The organism is Synechococcus sp. H55.10 (genome assembly GCF_047502715.1).
Taxonomy (GTDB): Bacteria; Cyanobacteriota; Cyanobacteriia; order Thermostichales; family Thermostichaceae; genus Thermostichus.
Genome location: NZ_JANSJJ010000164.1, coordinates 1 through 14,411 on the forward strand (window position 1 = coordinate 1; position 14,411 = coordinate 14,411).

At 59.3% G+C, this 14,411-nt stretch carries 11 protein-coding genes; 5 read left to right on the forward strand and 6 right to left on the reverse strand.

What is annotated here, in order from left to right; all coding sequences use genetic code 11:
* Positions 1-181 precede the first annotated feature (181 nt).
* Both NW858_RS10425 and NW858_RS10430 read right to left on the reverse strand, forming a co-directional pair.
* Positions 182-1,033, reverse strand: a complete 852-nt coding sequence (locus NW858_RS10425) for a DNA-formamidopyrimidine glycosylase (protein ID WP_414348804.1) — start codon at positions 1,031-1,033, stop codon at positions 182-184.
* Positions 1,034-1,085: 52 nt separating this feature from the next.
* Positions 1,086-1,313 (reverse strand): photosystem I reaction center subunit IV, encoded by a 228-nt coding sequence (locus NW858_RS10430; RefSeq protein ID WP_414336138.1) that lies wholly within the window; start codon positions 1,311-1,313, stop codon positions 1,086-1,088.
* A gap of 114 nt (positions 1,314-1,427) precedes the next feature.
* On the opposite strand from NW858_RS10430, the gene NW858_RS10435 reads away from it, so the two are divergent.
* Together NW858_RS10435 and NW858_RS10440 are read left to right on the forward strand one after the other, a co-directional pair.
* Complete coding sequence (locus tag NW858_RS10435; protein WP_414520451.1) at positions 1,428-2,300, forward strand: penicillin-binding transpeptidase domain-containing protein; 873 nt, start codon at positions 1,428-1,430, stop codon at positions 2,298-2,300.
* A gap of 116 nt (positions 2,301-2,416) precedes the next feature.
* Entirely contained in the window at positions 2,417-2,569 is a 153-nt protein-coding gene (locus NW858_RS10440; RefSeq protein ID WP_011429120.1) for a chlorophyll a/b-binding protein, read from the forward strand.
* Between the two features lie 360 nt (positions 2,570-2,929).
* Here NW858_RS10440 and NW858_RS10445 read toward each other — a convergent pair whose 3' ends face one another.
* The 3 genes from NW858_RS10445 to NW858_RS10455 all read right to left on the reverse strand — a co-directional run bounded on the left by NW858_RS10445 (position 2,930) and on the right by NW858_RS10455 (position 8,291).
* The gene (locus NW858_RS10445) at positions 2,930-4,600 is read right to left on the reverse strand and encodes an NAD+ synthase (protein WP_414336069.1); all 1,671 of its coding nucleotides are present in this window, start codon (positions 4,598-4,600) and stop codon (positions 2,930-2,932) included.
* An 88-nt stretch (positions 4,601-4,688) separates the two neighbouring features.
* On the reverse strand, positions 4,689-6,566 hold the full coding sequence (uvrC, locus tag NW858_RS10450; RefSeq protein ID WP_414337182.1) for an excinuclease ABC subunit UvrC: 1,878 nt from the start codon (positions 6,564-6,566) through the stop codon (positions 4,689-4,691).
* Positions 6,567-6,818: 252 nt separating this feature from the next.
* The gene (locus NW858_RS10455) at positions 6,819-8,291 is read right to left on the reverse strand and encodes a hypothetical protein (RefSeq protein ID WP_414520452.1); all 1,473 of its coding nucleotides are present in this window, start codon (positions 8,289-8,291) and stop codon (positions 6,819-6,821) included.
* 333 nt (positions 8,292-8,624) lie between these two features.
* Between NW858_RS10455 and NW858_RS10460 the strand changes: the two genes are divergently transcribed.
* Both NW858_RS10460 and NW858_RS10465 read left to right on the forward strand, forming a co-directional pair.
* Positions 8,625-9,314 (forward strand): hypothetical protein, encoded by a 690-nt coding sequence (locus NW858_RS10460; protein ID WP_414520453.1) that lies wholly within the window; start codon positions 8,625-8,627, stop codon positions 9,312-9,314.
* A gap of 364 nt (positions 9,315-9,678) precedes the next feature.
* Entirely contained in the window at positions 9,679-10,485 is an 807-nt protein-coding gene (locus tag NW858_RS10465; RefSeq protein WP_414520454.1) for a hypothetical protein, read from the forward strand.
* A gap of 572 nt (positions 10,486-11,057) precedes the next feature.
* Here the strand turns inward: NW858_RS10465 and NW858_RS10470 are convergent.
* Positions 11,058-12,461 (reverse strand): phosphoglucomutase/phosphomannomutase family protein, encoded by a 1,404-nt coding sequence (locus tag NW858_RS10470; protein ID WP_414520455.1) that lies wholly within the window; start codon positions 12,459-12,461, stop codon positions 11,058-11,060.
* Positions 12,462-12,843: 382 nt separating this feature from the next.
* Here NW858_RS10470 and NW858_RS10475 point away from each other — a divergent pair, with 382 nt between their 5' ends.
* Entirely contained in the window at positions 12,844-14,397 is a 1,554-nt protein-coding gene (locus NW858_RS10475) for a ferredoxin--nitrite reductase (RefSeq protein WP_414335834.1), read from the forward strand.
* Positions 14,398-14,411 lie beyond the last annotated feature (14 nt).

Consider the following 14,411-nt stretch of genomic DNA (forward strand, 5'->3'; position numbering starts at 1 on the left):
CGACCCAGAACTGGGGCCATGCCATTTTTTTCACTGGGATCCCTCCCTCACCCCCACCCCCTCTCCCAGAGGTGCCCAAGCGCTCCGCGCCGCTCACGCGACCATCCCCAGCCCCTCTCCCTCTGGGAGAGGGGAGCTGGGGATCAACCTAGAACTATAGCTGCTTACGGGGGATACGCCATCAAGTCTCAACCTGGCCTGGAAGTGGCTGGCAGTGGGGGCAAAAGTGGGCTGAGCGGCCCGCCAGCTTGATCCGCTGAATGGGGGTGCCACAGAGGCGACAGGGATCCCCTTCTCGACCGTACACCCATGCCTGCCCTTGGTAGTTGCCGTTAAGCCCACGCAGATCCCGGTAATCCCGCAAGGTGGTGCCCCGCTGCTCCAGCCCGACCCGCAACACCTCGATCAAAGCTTCCCGCAGGCGTGCCTTGGCAGAGTCGGAGAGCTGCAAGGCGGGCGTCAAGGGGTGAATGCCGCTCAGAAACAGGGCCTCGTCGGCGTAGATGTTGCCCACCCCCGCCACCAGCGACTGATCCAGCAGGGCGGTTTTGATGGGGCGCCGGCTCTTCCGCAAGGACGCCTGGAAATAGGCTTCTGAAAAGGCCGGCGACAGCGGCTCCGGCCCCAAGCTCTGCAGAGCGGCGATCACCGTCTCCGGCTCCACCCCGGCGGGCACCAGCCACATCTGGCCAAAGGTACGCAGATCTACAAAGCGCAGCTCCCACCCCCGCTCCAGGCGCAGCCGGACGCGGGTATGGGCCGGCAAAGGCTCGGATCCCTGAACCCAGAGCAATTGCCCGGTCATGCGCAAATGCACACCCAGAACCGCTCCGGAATCTAGGGATCCCAAAAGATATTTGCCTCGCCGCTGCCACTGGGTAAAACAGGCGCCGATTAAGCTTTGCCCAAAAATCTCCTTTGCCGGATAGGCAATGGTGCGCGTCAGGAGCACCTCCACTGCCAGTATCCGCGGCCCCAGGGTGAGGCGCTGCAAATCTTGCCGAACCGTCTCAACTTCTGGCAGTTCCGGCACAGAACGCCTCACTCAAGCAACACAGCTCCCGGCGATGAGAACTCCCCCTGGTTTAGCTAGCCGGGGTGGCTTTGGCCTTGGCTTTGGGAGCTTCCAGCACCTCCAGCTCATCTTCGCGGAAGTTGTTGGTGTTGATGTTGTAGTAGTTGATCTTGTCGAAGCGGACGATCACCGGATAAAGAATGCCGCTGGTATCCACCGCCGCAACCGTTCCCACATCCCGATACCAGTAGGATTCTTTCCGCAACACACGGACTTTGGCACCACGCTGAATCGCCATGAGGGTTCTCTCCATTGACCTGCACTTCAGATTACCCTAGTCCGTGAGAAGGCTGCGATTTCCGAATTTTTGTAACAGGGATCCCTGTCGTTCTTGGCTGGGGAGGGGGAGCCGATGAAACGCCGCACCTGTGGGGCCTGGCTCTTGGGTTCTGCTGTGGCCTGGGGTTTGCAAGGGCTGCCCCATCCGCGCGATTTTGCCATTGTCCTCAACCTGAACACCGGTCGTCTGACGAGGGTTTGGCAGCCGGAGCAGGCTGCGCAGATCAGGGCCAGCCCTGGCTCAACGGTCAAGTGCGCCGTGGCCGCCGCTGCCTTGCAGACCGGGATCAGCTCCGGCGAGCGGGCCATCCACTGCCCCGGCTGGTGGGATCCGCCACCGCAATTGGGGTTGGGCCGGCTCCCTTGCTGGGATCCGCGCGGACATGGGGAGCTCAACTTGCGCCAAGCTTTGGCTCGGTCTTGCAACGTGCATTTTTACCAGTTGGGCTGGGAGCTGGGGGCCAAGACCCTGGTGGAGTGGCTGCGCCGCTTTGGTTTGACCCAGACAGAAAACACGGCCCCGGCACCGCTGTTGGCGACCGGTCTGGCCGGCTCGGCGGATCCCTGGGAGCTGTTGGTGTATGCGGGGGTGATCGCCCGCCGCGGCGTTCCCCTTTCTGGGGAGATATCCCTGCCTGCTCTCTCTTTGCCGGATCGCATCTGGGATGCTCTCCATGCCGGCATGCGTTTGGCAGCAACGGCGGGCACCTGCCGCGGCATCGCCCCAGACGGGATCCCGGTGGCCGCTAAGTCTGGGACCATCCTTAATCCTCACCGACGCGGACAACCCGTTCTCTGGGCCGAAGATTTCCAAGCCTGGTTGCTGGCTTTTTGGCCTCTGCCGGATCCCCGCTGGGCGCTGGTGCTGCACCTGCATCAGGGCAAAGCCTACGAGGCGGCCATTCCCCTGGCGCGGCAGATCATCGCCGCCATCGGAACCAGATGATCACCTTCCTTGCAATCATGAAGAAATGCAAACTATACTGAAGGTTAGCTGCTGTTCCTGTAATCGTTCTTTGCGGATCCCTGCTCACCCTCGTTCCAATTCCATTGGAGGTTCTTATGTCCAACCCCAACCTGTCTGAGCCCAAGTTTGGATTTAACGAATATGCCGAGCGTCTCAACGGTCGCGCGGCCATGATCGGCTTTGTATTAGCCATTGTCATTGAAGCGGTGACGGGCCAAGGCGTCGCCTCCTGGCTGGGCCTGATCTAGAAAACTCGGCTTGCTGCGCTGCGGGCCCTAGAGTTAGTCTTGAAGCGACAAACGGGAGACTCTTGGATCCTGGTGAGTGGAGAGGCAAGCTTAGAGGCCCTGCTTGCCTTACTCTTTGTTGAGTCGAAGAAAAGTTTTGCTCTGGGGTCTGCCGGCTGGCAGGCCCTTATTGACAGAAAAAACGTCCGCGCCCCTACCCGAATCCTTGTAGGAAAAGCGAAACCGGTTGTGCTCTTCCAACCCCCCTCTCCCCCTGGGAGAGGGGCTGGGGGTGAGGGCATCTCCGGGAGAGGGGCTGGGGGTGGTCGCGTGAGCGGCGCGGAGCGCTTGGGCTGACTCCCCCTGGGAGAGGGCAAAATCTCAACTGATCCCTTCCTGGCATTTGGCGATGGGCATGCGCCAGCCGGTGCCAAAGGCGCGATCGGTAACCCGCAGGCCGGGGGGAGCCTGGCGGCGCTTGAACTCGGCCTTTTGGACCAGGCGCAGCACCTGTTGTACGGTGTCGGGATCAAACCCTTGGGCCACCAGCTCGGCAGCCGACTGGTGCTGTTCGATGTGCCGCTGCAGGATGGTGTCCAGCAGGTCATAGGGGGGCAGGCTGTCGCTATCTTGTTGGCCGGGCCGCAGCTCCGCCGAGGGAGGCTTGGTAAGGATGGGGAGTGGGATCCGCTCCCCCTGGCGGTTGATCCAGCGGGCCAGGCGGTAGACCCAAGTTTTGGGCACATCGGAGATCACCGCCAGGCCGCCGGACATATCCCCGTAAAGGGTGCAGTAGCCCACCGCCAGCTCCGACTTGTTGCCTGTGGTCAAGAGCAGCCGGCCAAACTTATTGGAAAGGGCCATGAGCAGGGTGCCGCGAATGCGCGATTGCAGGTTTTCTTCCGTCGTGTCGGGGGGCAGGCCGGCGAAAGCTTCTGCCAGCAGGTGCTGGTAGCTCTCCATAATCGAGTGAATGGGCAGCTTCAGGGTAGGGATCCCCAGGTTTTGCGCCAGTTGGTAGGCATCGGTCAGGCTGCCCGGGCTGGAATAGGGAGAGGGCATGAGCACCCCCAGCACTCGCTCCGGGCCCAGGGCATCGGCGGCAATGACAGCAGTAACAGCCGAGTCGATCCCCCCCGAGAGGCCCAGCAAGACTTCGCGAAAGCCACATTTGCTGACGTAGTCGCGGGCGCCCAGAACCAGCGCCTCGTAGAGCTCTGCTTCCGGCTCCGTTGGCCAGCGGGATCCCGGCGGGCTCTGTTCCTCGTCGGGGGGATGGGTCAGCGCCTCCACATCCACAATCAGCCGATCCGGCGCGAAGGCAGCGGCTTGGGCCACCAGCCGGCCCCGGCCATCTAGGGCGCAACTGGCCCCGTCGAAAATGAGGTCGTCATTGCCTCCCACCTGGTTGACGTAGAGGATGGGCAGGGCATGCTTGCGGGCCAGGGATCCCAGCATCTCCACCCGCAATTTTTGCTTGCCCAGGCTAAAAGGAGAAGCCGACAGATTGATGAGTAAATCGGCGCCACAGCGGGCCATCTCTTCCACCGGATCGCGGTGGTAGCGGCGGTGGCGCCAAAAGTCGCGGTCGTTCCAGATATCTTCGCAGATGGTGAAGCCCAGCCGGCGACCACGGTACTCGATGGGCCGGGGCGGGGATCCCGGCTCGAAGTAGCGATCCTCGTCGAAGACATCGTAGGTGGGCAGGAGCGACTTTTGAAACCAGTGGCGGATCTGACCCCCTTCCAGCCAGGCCGCGGCGTTGTAGAGGGGCCGCCCCTCCGGCAGAGGGTTGGGCTGCACGGATCCCACCACCACCGGAATGCTATCCCGCAGCCGGGCGGCCAACTGCTGCAAAACTTGGCCTGCCCTCTCGACCAGGGCCGGGTAGAGCAACAGGTCGCGAGGCGGGTACCCCAACAGGGCCAGCTCAGAGGCGATGGCCAGCTCCGCTCCTGCCGCTGACGCTGCTTCCACCGCCAGACGGATGCGCTCGGCATTGCCGCTGAGATCGCCAACGGTGTAGTTCAGTTGCAGCAGCGCTATCTTCACCCTGGCCCCCTTGGCCGAGAACGGCTGTCCTAGCAAGTGGTGGATTTCACGATAATAGGCCAGCTCCAAGGGGAGATTTGGCTCCCCGTCAGCGTCTCTCCGGCTCCGCCAACGCAGTTGCCGGCAAATCGGCCTCCGGGTGGAAGTAGCGGTAGATCTGGCGCGCCAGCTTGGGGCCAATGCCGGGCACCCGGGCCAACTGGTCTTCTGAGGCCACCTGGATGCGAGCAATCGACCGAAACTCTTCCATTAGCAGCTTTTGCCGGTACTTGCCCAGGCCGGGGATCTCGTCAAGCGTAGAGGCCTGTTGGCGCAGCTTCCGTTGCTGGCGATGGTAGGCAAGGGCAAAGCGGTGGGCCTCATCTCGCAGGCGTTGCAACAGCAGGCGAGCCGGATCTTGCGCAGCCAACCGCAGCGGCACGGGATCCCCCGGCAGGAAGATCTCTTCTTCTCGCTTGGCCAAGGCAATCACCGGCAGGTGATCCAAACCCAAATCCGCCAAGACGGCCATGACTGCCGACAGTTGCCCCTTGCCCCCGTCGATGAGCACCAAATCCGGCTGATCCTCGGGAGTCATCTTGCTGAAGCGACGCCGTGCCACCTCGGTATGGCTGGCAAAATCATCGGAATGGCCGGGGCGTACCTCAGGGTTGCGAATCTTATAGCGGCGGTAGTGTTGCTTGGCCGGCAGGCCATCGATAAACACCACCTGACTGCCCACAGCATCGGATCCCTGAATGTGGGAAATATCGTAAGCTTCCAGACGGCGGGGCGGCTCCGGCAGATCCAAGACTTCCGCCAAGCGCTCCAAGGCAGCAGTATTCTGATCGGCCAGGCGCTGGCTGCGGGCTAGCTCCAGCTCGGCGTTTCGCTCCACCAACTCGATCAGCTCTGCTTTGCTCTGCCGTTGAGGGGTGATAAGGCTTACCTTGCGGCCCTTTTTCTGGCTCAGCCAAGACTCCAGAAAATCGCGATCGGGCAATTCATACTGGGTCAAGATTTCCGAAGGAATTTCCACCGGATCACAGTATTGGTAATGTTCTTGTAAAACTCGCTGCAAAATCAACGCCGGATCATCGCCCCGATTTTCGGCAACAAACCCCAGCCGTCCCACCAACTTGCCGGCCCGCACCTGAAACAATTGAATGCAGGCTCGCGAATCGTTCATGGCCAGGGCCAGAGCATCACGGCTGGCGCTAGAGTTGGGCAAAGAGACCTTCTGGGATTCGCCCAGTTGCTCTAGGCCGCGGATTTGATCCCGATATCGCGCAGCTGCCTCGTAATTTTCTTGTTCGGCAGCCTGGATCATTTTCTCTTGCAGTTGTCTGATCAGCTCATCCGTCTGGCCTTGGAAGATCATGGCTACTTGAGCTAGCGTTTTGCGGTAGTCTTCTGGGCTGATCAAGCCTTGACATACTCCGGGACAACGTCCAATGTCATAGTTCAAACAGGTGCGATCTTTGTACAGAGGCTTAGTTCGTTGACGCAAGGGGAAAATTCGCTTGACCAATCCAAGGGTGTAGCGCAACAAACCGACATCAGTATAAGGGCCGTAGTATTTGTCTTGATTCTGATTGAGACGACGGTGACGAGTGATATAAAGCTGTGGATAAAGCTCTGACCAGGTGATACACAAGTAAGGATACTTTTTATCATCCTTAAGGAGGACGTTATAGGGGGGTTGGTGAGTCTTAATTAGATTGTCTTCTAGAGCCAAAGCTTCACTTTCATTATCGGTAACGATAAACTCAATTTCACAAACCTGAGCTACCATGCGCTGAATGCGAGGAGACAGATCATCAGCAAAACGGAAATAAGAACGCACGCGAGAGCGCAATTTCTTAGATTTGCCTACATAGAGAATCTGATCTGTAGCATCTCGCATTAGATATACGCCAGGCTCGGTGGGAATCTCTCTAAGACGGCTTTCCAAAGCGTCACGATTTTGAATCAGGGGAACAGTCATAAAGTTCGGTTCTACCAGGCAGAGTCAGGGATCCCATGGCTTCAATCTAGCAATGATACGACTTTTTCCGGCAACGCCGACTTCAACCGATGCAGAGGTACAGGTAGGTATGCGCTGAGAAGGGAACTTCAGGCTCCTCTACCCCAAGGTCGGGGTTATCCTAGGTGCTTATGGATCTGCCGAAACTTTAACCTACAGAAAAGGCTCAGCCACAAGGGCCGAGCTAGAGGGGTTCAAAACAGGCTGCTAGGGCTAGAGCCGCACCTGCGCGCCCTCAAAGAAGCCACGGATGATTAGGATAGCTCCTTGCTGGGTAGCAGGGCTTCCCGGTTCGTTTGCTGTCCCAGTCTCAACGTTGCCGGTAGGAAACTCCTGTTCCAGGAACCACTGGCCGGAGATCCGGTCGGCAGAAGTCATTGAGTCGAAAACCAAATTCAAGTTGCCTCGCAGCAGAGAACCGCCAATATCTGCCCTGTTGAATGGGCCAGCCAATTGTGCCCCGGCCAGGGTGCGGAAGACAAAATCGCCAGTGGCGGGCACAATGCCCTGAAGAATAACCGGCTCAGGGGTATTTCCTTCCACAGGTGAGCCAGGTAAGGTACCCGTAGAGCGCTCGGTGCGCAAGGAGAAGAAGTAATCGAAGACTGTGGGAGCACCCGGACGCTCAGGGACGGGCAACTGCGGGATCGGGGTGGGGAAAGGTCGTGGCGGCGGGCTGACCTGGACAAAGTTGAGGACTGTGCTGACATTGGCCGGGTCAAACTCCGCTTGTACCCGACCGTTCAGCAGACGCCGGATGCGCACCAACTGGTTGGGCAAGATGTTCGGACGAGTGGGATCCGGAGCAAATAGCACCGACTGCGTACCCACCTGGGCGGGACGATAGACGATTTCCGCCTGGTTGGGCCGGAAGTTCAGGCGGGCAAAGAGAGCCAGGGCATCTTCAGGAGTGCCATCGCCGGCCACGCCCCGCTGCCGCACCACAAAGCTAGCGGAGAAACTGCCGGTTTGCAGAATGGCAGTGACAGGCCCTTGAGGTGGGGGAGGATTGACAAAGGATCCTGCCGGTGGGTTGCCATTAGGGCCGGGATCTTCATAGAGTACTCCCACGGTAGGGACAATGAGAGAAGAATCTCCCTCTAAGACGACTTGGTTGCCATTGCGGCTAACCAAGATGCGGCGCACGGTTAAAGTTAAAACAGTTTCCGTATCCGGATCGGCAGCTCTAAAGGTTGTGTTGACTCGAATGCGCTGGTCGTTGGGGTTTGTCGAAAGGGCAACCAGCCCGGCAATGCTGAATTGCGTAGATAGCCTGCCGTCGTTGGGGCCGAAGGCGATGAGATTCACCAGCGGCGTGGATCGGGCAATCTGGATGGCCAGTGTGCTGGAGCGAAGGGTTGAGTCAATTGTCAGTTCATTGGCTGGGATCTCATTGACCGGCAGAATGCGGGCCTCTACGTTGGTAATGCGGGCTTCTCCGCTGCCTTGAAAGCCGCTGTTCCGCACAGGGATCCCGTTGTCAAATTTTGGGTTGACGTAGTCTAGCCGCAGGCTAGTGGTCTCCAGCACTGAGCCGGGGGTAAAGCGGTACTCCTGCGCCGAGACAAACGCCGTGGGATCCACCTGGACAGGCCCCGGCAAGGCGGGGGATTCGTCAATTTGACCGCAGCCACCTAGGAGCAAGACTCCACACAAAACTGCCAATGAGCGACCTTTGAAGTTCATACGGCACTGCCTCACACACCCTAATCTGGGGAAATCCACACACAAAATGGAGGAAAAGGCACCCAACCCCAACGCTACAGGTAAGCTGGCCGCCCCTGTTTGAGGCTATGATACCCCATATCTAGGGGATGGGCCATTTCCGAAAAAATTTCTTGGATTTGCTTTTCCGCTTGCTTGACAACGCCCCAAGATGCAGTAGAACTAACAGCAGGCATCCGCCTTTGAAACGGGATCCCTCATAATCTTGCCCATGCACAGGGGCAGATTCAGTGGATCCCGGCTGGACATTGGCGGAAGGATTTGCTGTGGTGTGAGTGAGTGGAGAATTCCCCGATGAAACGACGTTCTGGCTCAGGCCCTGGCCGTGGCGGCCTTTCTCTTCTGGCAACTTGGGCTTCGCTGGCGCTAGCCACTGCCTGCAGCAGCGAGACTACGGGCGGCCTGCCACCCCTCTTGACCGCCGATGGATCCACGCCTCCTCCCGTGGCCGTAGCCCCCACGATCTCGCCCAACCTCACACCCATCACCTTCCGCCCTGGGCCAGACTTTGCCCCCATCACGCCGCCACCCATTCAGCCTGACCTGCCGGATCCACCCAGTCTACGGCCAGCTCCAAATGGGGAATTCAACCTTTTGCTCTCTACCCCGTCTACCCCGCCAAACCCTGTTCCGATTAACCCAGTGGGATCCGCTTTTGTAACAGTTACCTTGCGCGGCTTGTTGGTGCCAGGGGTCATTGCCAGCGTAGAGCTGCAGTTTTTCAACATCAGCCGCGGCACAGATATTACCGGCATTTTCTTGCCGACAGCCATCGAGCAGTTTAGGAATACGCTCATAGGCCGAGGCAACAGCTACGCCGACCGAACCGACGGGATCACCCTCACCAATGGCTTTACCTTCCCGGCTGATCTGGTGGCCTACAATGCCAACGTTGCTACCGGAGAAAGGGTTTTGGTGATCCTGGTCATTCGCGATTCGTTTGGCCAAGCCCTAAGATTAGAGGCACGCGCTCAGGCTACCTAGCGTGAAGCTGGCTAAGGGCAGTGTTTAATTGCTGCGAGAGATTTAAGGTCAGGAGGATGAGGGAATGAAAACCGGAAAGCTGGCTGGGGTTTTGGCTTGCCTCTGTGTTGGTTTGCTGACGGCTTGCCAACAGGCGAAGGATAAGAATGCAACCAGCTTTATACCTGGGCCGATCTTTCCTGTGCAAAACCCAAGTGTAGAACCCGGCGGAACTGGCGTGGGAGTGCCGGCTACTCCTCCCGTTGGAGCTGCTCCCCCAACCCAGCCCAGCCCTCTCGTGCCCCCTCCCGTCTCGGCGCCGACGATCCCGCCCTTGCCCAGCCCCAACCCTTCTCCCAGCATTGTTGGGTTGCCTCCGGCCCCCTTGGCTGCTCCAACCTTTACCAAGAGCTTTAGTCCGAGCACGACTTCGGTGGGTGTTCCTGTTACTTTAAGTTTTTCGATCACCAACAACTCCGGCATCCAACTGACCGGCCTCAGCTTTGCGGAAATCTTGCCGGCAGGGCTATCCGTTGCTGCCGTCCCTGGCCTCAACAATACCTGTGGGGGAACTGCAAGCGCCCCTGCAAATGGAAGCTTTATTTCTCTGACCGGCGGCCAGCTTAGTCCCAATTCAAGCTGCTTGATAAGCGTTCAGGTGGTTGCTACAAATACGGGCACTTACACGAACCCTGCCACAACGCTCACCAGCAACCAGGCTCCTGCCGCTCAAAGCGCACCTGTCAGCCTAACCGTAAACCAAGTTCCTGCTCCAATATTTACCAAAGAGTTTAGCCCTATCACAGCAACAACAGGCGGCACTGTAGCCGTTATCTTTACCATCACCAACAATGCTCCTGTACCTTTGTCTGGACTTAGCTTTATAGATGCTTTGCCAGGTGGTTTGCGAATTACTGAAACGAATGTAGTTACTTTAAATACGTGCGGTGGCACGCTCACGGCAAACCCCAGCATTCCTGGTTCTCTACTACAACCAGCAATTCCTTCAACCACAATTGCCCTTCAAGGTGGAACTCTGGCTCCGAATTCCTCCTGCGTGGTTTCTGTATCTGTGGAACAGATCTCGCCTCCGCCTCCGCCACCAACGACTTATACCAACCCACCCGTCACTCTCTTCAGCAGTGGGGCGCAATCAGTAATTTCTAACACAGCTACTGTGACTTTCAATTAGGGTCGGTTGAGAATTCCCTCACCCCCGACCCCTCTCCCAGGGGCCCAAGCGCTCCGCGCCGCTAGCGCGACCACCCCCAACCCCTCACCCCCGACCCCTCTCCCTGGGGCCCTCACCCCCGCCCCCTCTCCCTGGGGGAGAGGGGAGCTAGGGATGGCGCTCCGTGGTGCTGCCGCGATCGCCCCCGGCTCCTGTTTATAGGAATTAAAAAGATGATTTGGGGTGGGAAGCTGTTTTGACACTCTCCCCGCCTAGAGGCGAGGAATTCTTACGTAGCCCAGAAACGGAGTCGCAAAGGTGCTGTCAAGACGCCGCTACACAGTTCCTTAAGGCAAGGCGCCAAAGTTCTGCTTACTTTTCTGTTCGCGTCAGCGGGACGGAGTCCTTGCAGGTTGGCTGAGACGTTGCTATCTCCTGGGCGTTTGTCACCGGTCGGGTTTTTCATCGTGGTAGGTGCTCGCCTGGAAACGGTGCACCTCATCGACAGACATACTGCCTGTGAGCACCGTTGGCAAGCATCTAAAGTTGCTTACGGGCTTTTCTTCCCCGCACTAAAGTGCGGAGCTACCAAGCTATCCCTTTGTGTTGACCAAGCCGGCTGCCCAATCCAGCAGATGATTGACTGCTTCTGGGGTTTTGGCTTCGGAGTAAAGCCGCAGCAGGGGCTCGGTGCCGCTGCCGCGGATCATGACCCAACTGCCGTCGGCAAGGGTAAACTTGTGGCCGTCTTTGTCGAAATGCTTAATCACCTTCTGCCCCAAAATCTCAGACGGGGGATCCGCCTGCAACTGTTGAAATAGCCTGACTTGTTGGTTTTGATCCGCCAGGTGCAGGTCGCGGCGCTGGTAAACCGAGCTAAATCCTTCCCGTTCCTGCAAAGCTCGGTAAAGGGCGCTCAGATCTTGCCCGGTTTCGGTGACGGCCTCAATCAAGTACAGAGCAGAGAGGAGGGCATCCCGTTCGGGGATGTGGCCCAGGTAGCCGATGCCGCCGGATTCTTCTCCCCCCAGCAACACCTGGGTGGTCAGCATGCGCTCGGCGATGTATTTGAAGCCCACAGGCATTTCCGTAACCGGCAGGCCATAGCGCTCCGCCACCTTGACGAATAGCTCCGAGCCACTGATGGTTTTGACGATTTCGCCCCGCAGGCCGCGTCGCCCCGCCAAGTGGTCGATCAGGATGGGAATGAGGATCTGGGGGCTGAGAAAGTGCCCCTGTCCATCGAGGGCGGCAATGCGGTCGGCATCGCCATCGAAGACCAGACCCATCTTTAACGGGGCGGGATCCGCCGCGATGATCTGGGCAGAGGTCTGCAGGTTTTGCGGCAGCGGCTCCGGTGAGAACCCGCCAAACAAGGGATCCCGATGCGCCTGCAATTCAATTACCTTCTCTCCCAAGAGGCGCTTGAGGCCCCCAGCCCCGGAGCCAAACATGACATCTACCCAGATCTTGGCCGGGGAGCCTTTGAGCTTTTCCAGATCCACAAAGCGGCTGAGCTGAGCCAGGTAGCCAGGCCAGGGATCCCAGGTGTGGATGGGGGCGGAGTTGGATCCCAGCGGTTGCAGGTGGTGCAGCTCCTGCTCGATGGCAGCGGTGACCTCCGGGGGCACGGAGCCGCCAAAGCCGCCTTTGACTTTGAGGCCGGAATAGTGGGGCGGGTTGTGGCTGGCGGTGATCACCAAGGCTCCATGGCAGCCGCGCTCCTTGGCTGCCCAACTGAAGGCCGGCGTCGGGGCAGCACAGGCAGAGAGATAAACCGGGATCCCCAACCGCGCCACCACCTCGGCAGCGTGGGCAGCAAAGCGTTCAGAGAGAAAGCGGTTGTCGTAGCCGATCAGGATCCCTGCGCCGGGATAGGTGCGGGCCAACACCTGGGCGCTGGCCTGGGCGGCAATAGCCAAGTTCTGGAAGGTAAAGCCGTCGGCGATCACGGCTCGCCAGCCGTCGGTACCAAAGCGAATAGAGTTGCCGGCCATAGTTCACCAAAATCGACCTCGACTACACATAGCACGGCAGAGCCAGATCCAGACCGCCCAGCCCTCACCCCCAGCCCCTCTCCCTGAGGGATGGCCCAAGCGCTCCGCGCCGCTCACGCGACCACCCCCAGCCCCTCTCCCAAAGGGAGAGGGGGGTTAGAGCAGCGCGTTCACGACAGCGTTGCATAGCCATGAGGATGCAGAGAAACGTTTCATTGCTGCTTGAAATGACTGTGCCTCACCTTTGCAAGCCTACTTTTATGCACAAACCGCAATTGGAAAATGACAAAACGGCATAACTTGTTACAAAATGTAACGGCAAATACCAAAGTTAACGGTTGGCCATCGCTAAGGTAGCCGGTGTTACCCTACGGCAGCGACGATGGCGAACCAATTTGAGCGCCTCAAAAGCGAAAAGGACGGGCTGGCGGTCAAAGCCGAGCTGGAAGCGTTTGCCCGCATGGGCTGGGAGAACATCCCTGAAGACGACCGGGATCACCGCCTCAAGTGGCTGGGGATCTTCTTTCGCAAGCGCACGCCCGGCCAGTTTATGCTGCGGCTGCGCCTGCCCAATGGGATCCTGACCAGCGGCCAGATGCGGATGTTGGCGGCGATCATCCATCCCTATGGAAAAGATGGCGTAGCCGACATCACCACCCGGCAGAACTTGCAACTGCGCGGCATCCCCATCGAGGAGATGCCCCAGATCTTGGGCTACTTGAAGGAGGTGGGCCTAACCAGCATCCAGTCGGGCATGGACAATGTGCGCAACATTACGGGATCCCCCCTCGCGGGCATTGACCCAGATGAGCTGATTGACGTGCGCGGCCTCACCCGCAAGGTGCAGGACATGGTAACCAACAACGGCGAGGGCAACCCTTCCTTCACCAATCTGCCGCGTAAGTTTAACATCGCCATCTGCGGTTGTCGCGACAACTCCGTTCATGCGGAGATCAACGACCTGGCCTTTGTGCCGGCCTTCAAAGCGGGCAAGCTGGGCTTCAACGTCTTGGTGGGGGGCTTTTTTTCGGCCCGCCGCTGTGCCGAGGCCATCGGGCTGGATGTCTGGGTGGATCCGCGCGATGTGGTTCCTCTGTGCGAGGCGGTGCTGCTGGTCTACCGGGATCACGGCCTGCGGGCCAACCGGCAGAAGGCGCGGCTGATGTGGCTCATTGACGAGTGGGGCCTGGAGAAGTTTCGGGCGGCTGTGGAGCGGCAGATCGGCCATCCGCTGTCCAGAGCGGCGGAAAAAGATGAGGTGGTCTGGCAGAAGCGGGATCTCCTGGGGGTGCATGCCCAGAAGCAGCCGGGCTTGAACTTCGTTGGCCTGCACGTGCCGGTGGGACGGCTGAATGCCCTGGAGATGATGGAGCTGGCCCGCCTAGCGGAGGTATACGGCTCCGGGGAGCTGCGGCTGACGGTGGAGCAGAACGTGCTCATCCCCAATGTGCCCGATTCGCGGGTGGCGCCGCTGCTTAAAGAGCCGCTCTTGAAAAAGTTCTCCCCCAACCCAGGGCCCTTGCAGCGGGGGCTGGTGTCCTGCACGGGCAACCAGTTCTGCAACTTTGCCCTCATCGAGACCAAAAACCGCGCTGTGGCTCTAATGGAAGAGCTGGAAGCCGAGCTGGAGATCCCGCAGACGGTGCGCATCCACTGGACGGGCTGCCCCAACTCCTGCGGCCAGCCCCAGGTGGCCGATATCGGCCTAATGGGCACCACCGCCCGCAAGGACGGCAAGCCGGTGGAAGCGGTGGACATCTACATGGGGGGAGAAGTGGGCAAAGACGCCAAGCTGGGCGAATGTGTGCGTCGAGGGATCCCTTGCGAAGACCTCAAGCCCGTCTTGGTGGAGCTGCTGATTGAGCACTTCGGGGCCAGGCCGCGCCAGCGTCCATCGGCTGCTCAAACTGCTTCTTCCCCCGTGATGGCTTGCTAAGTAGGGGCCAAGTC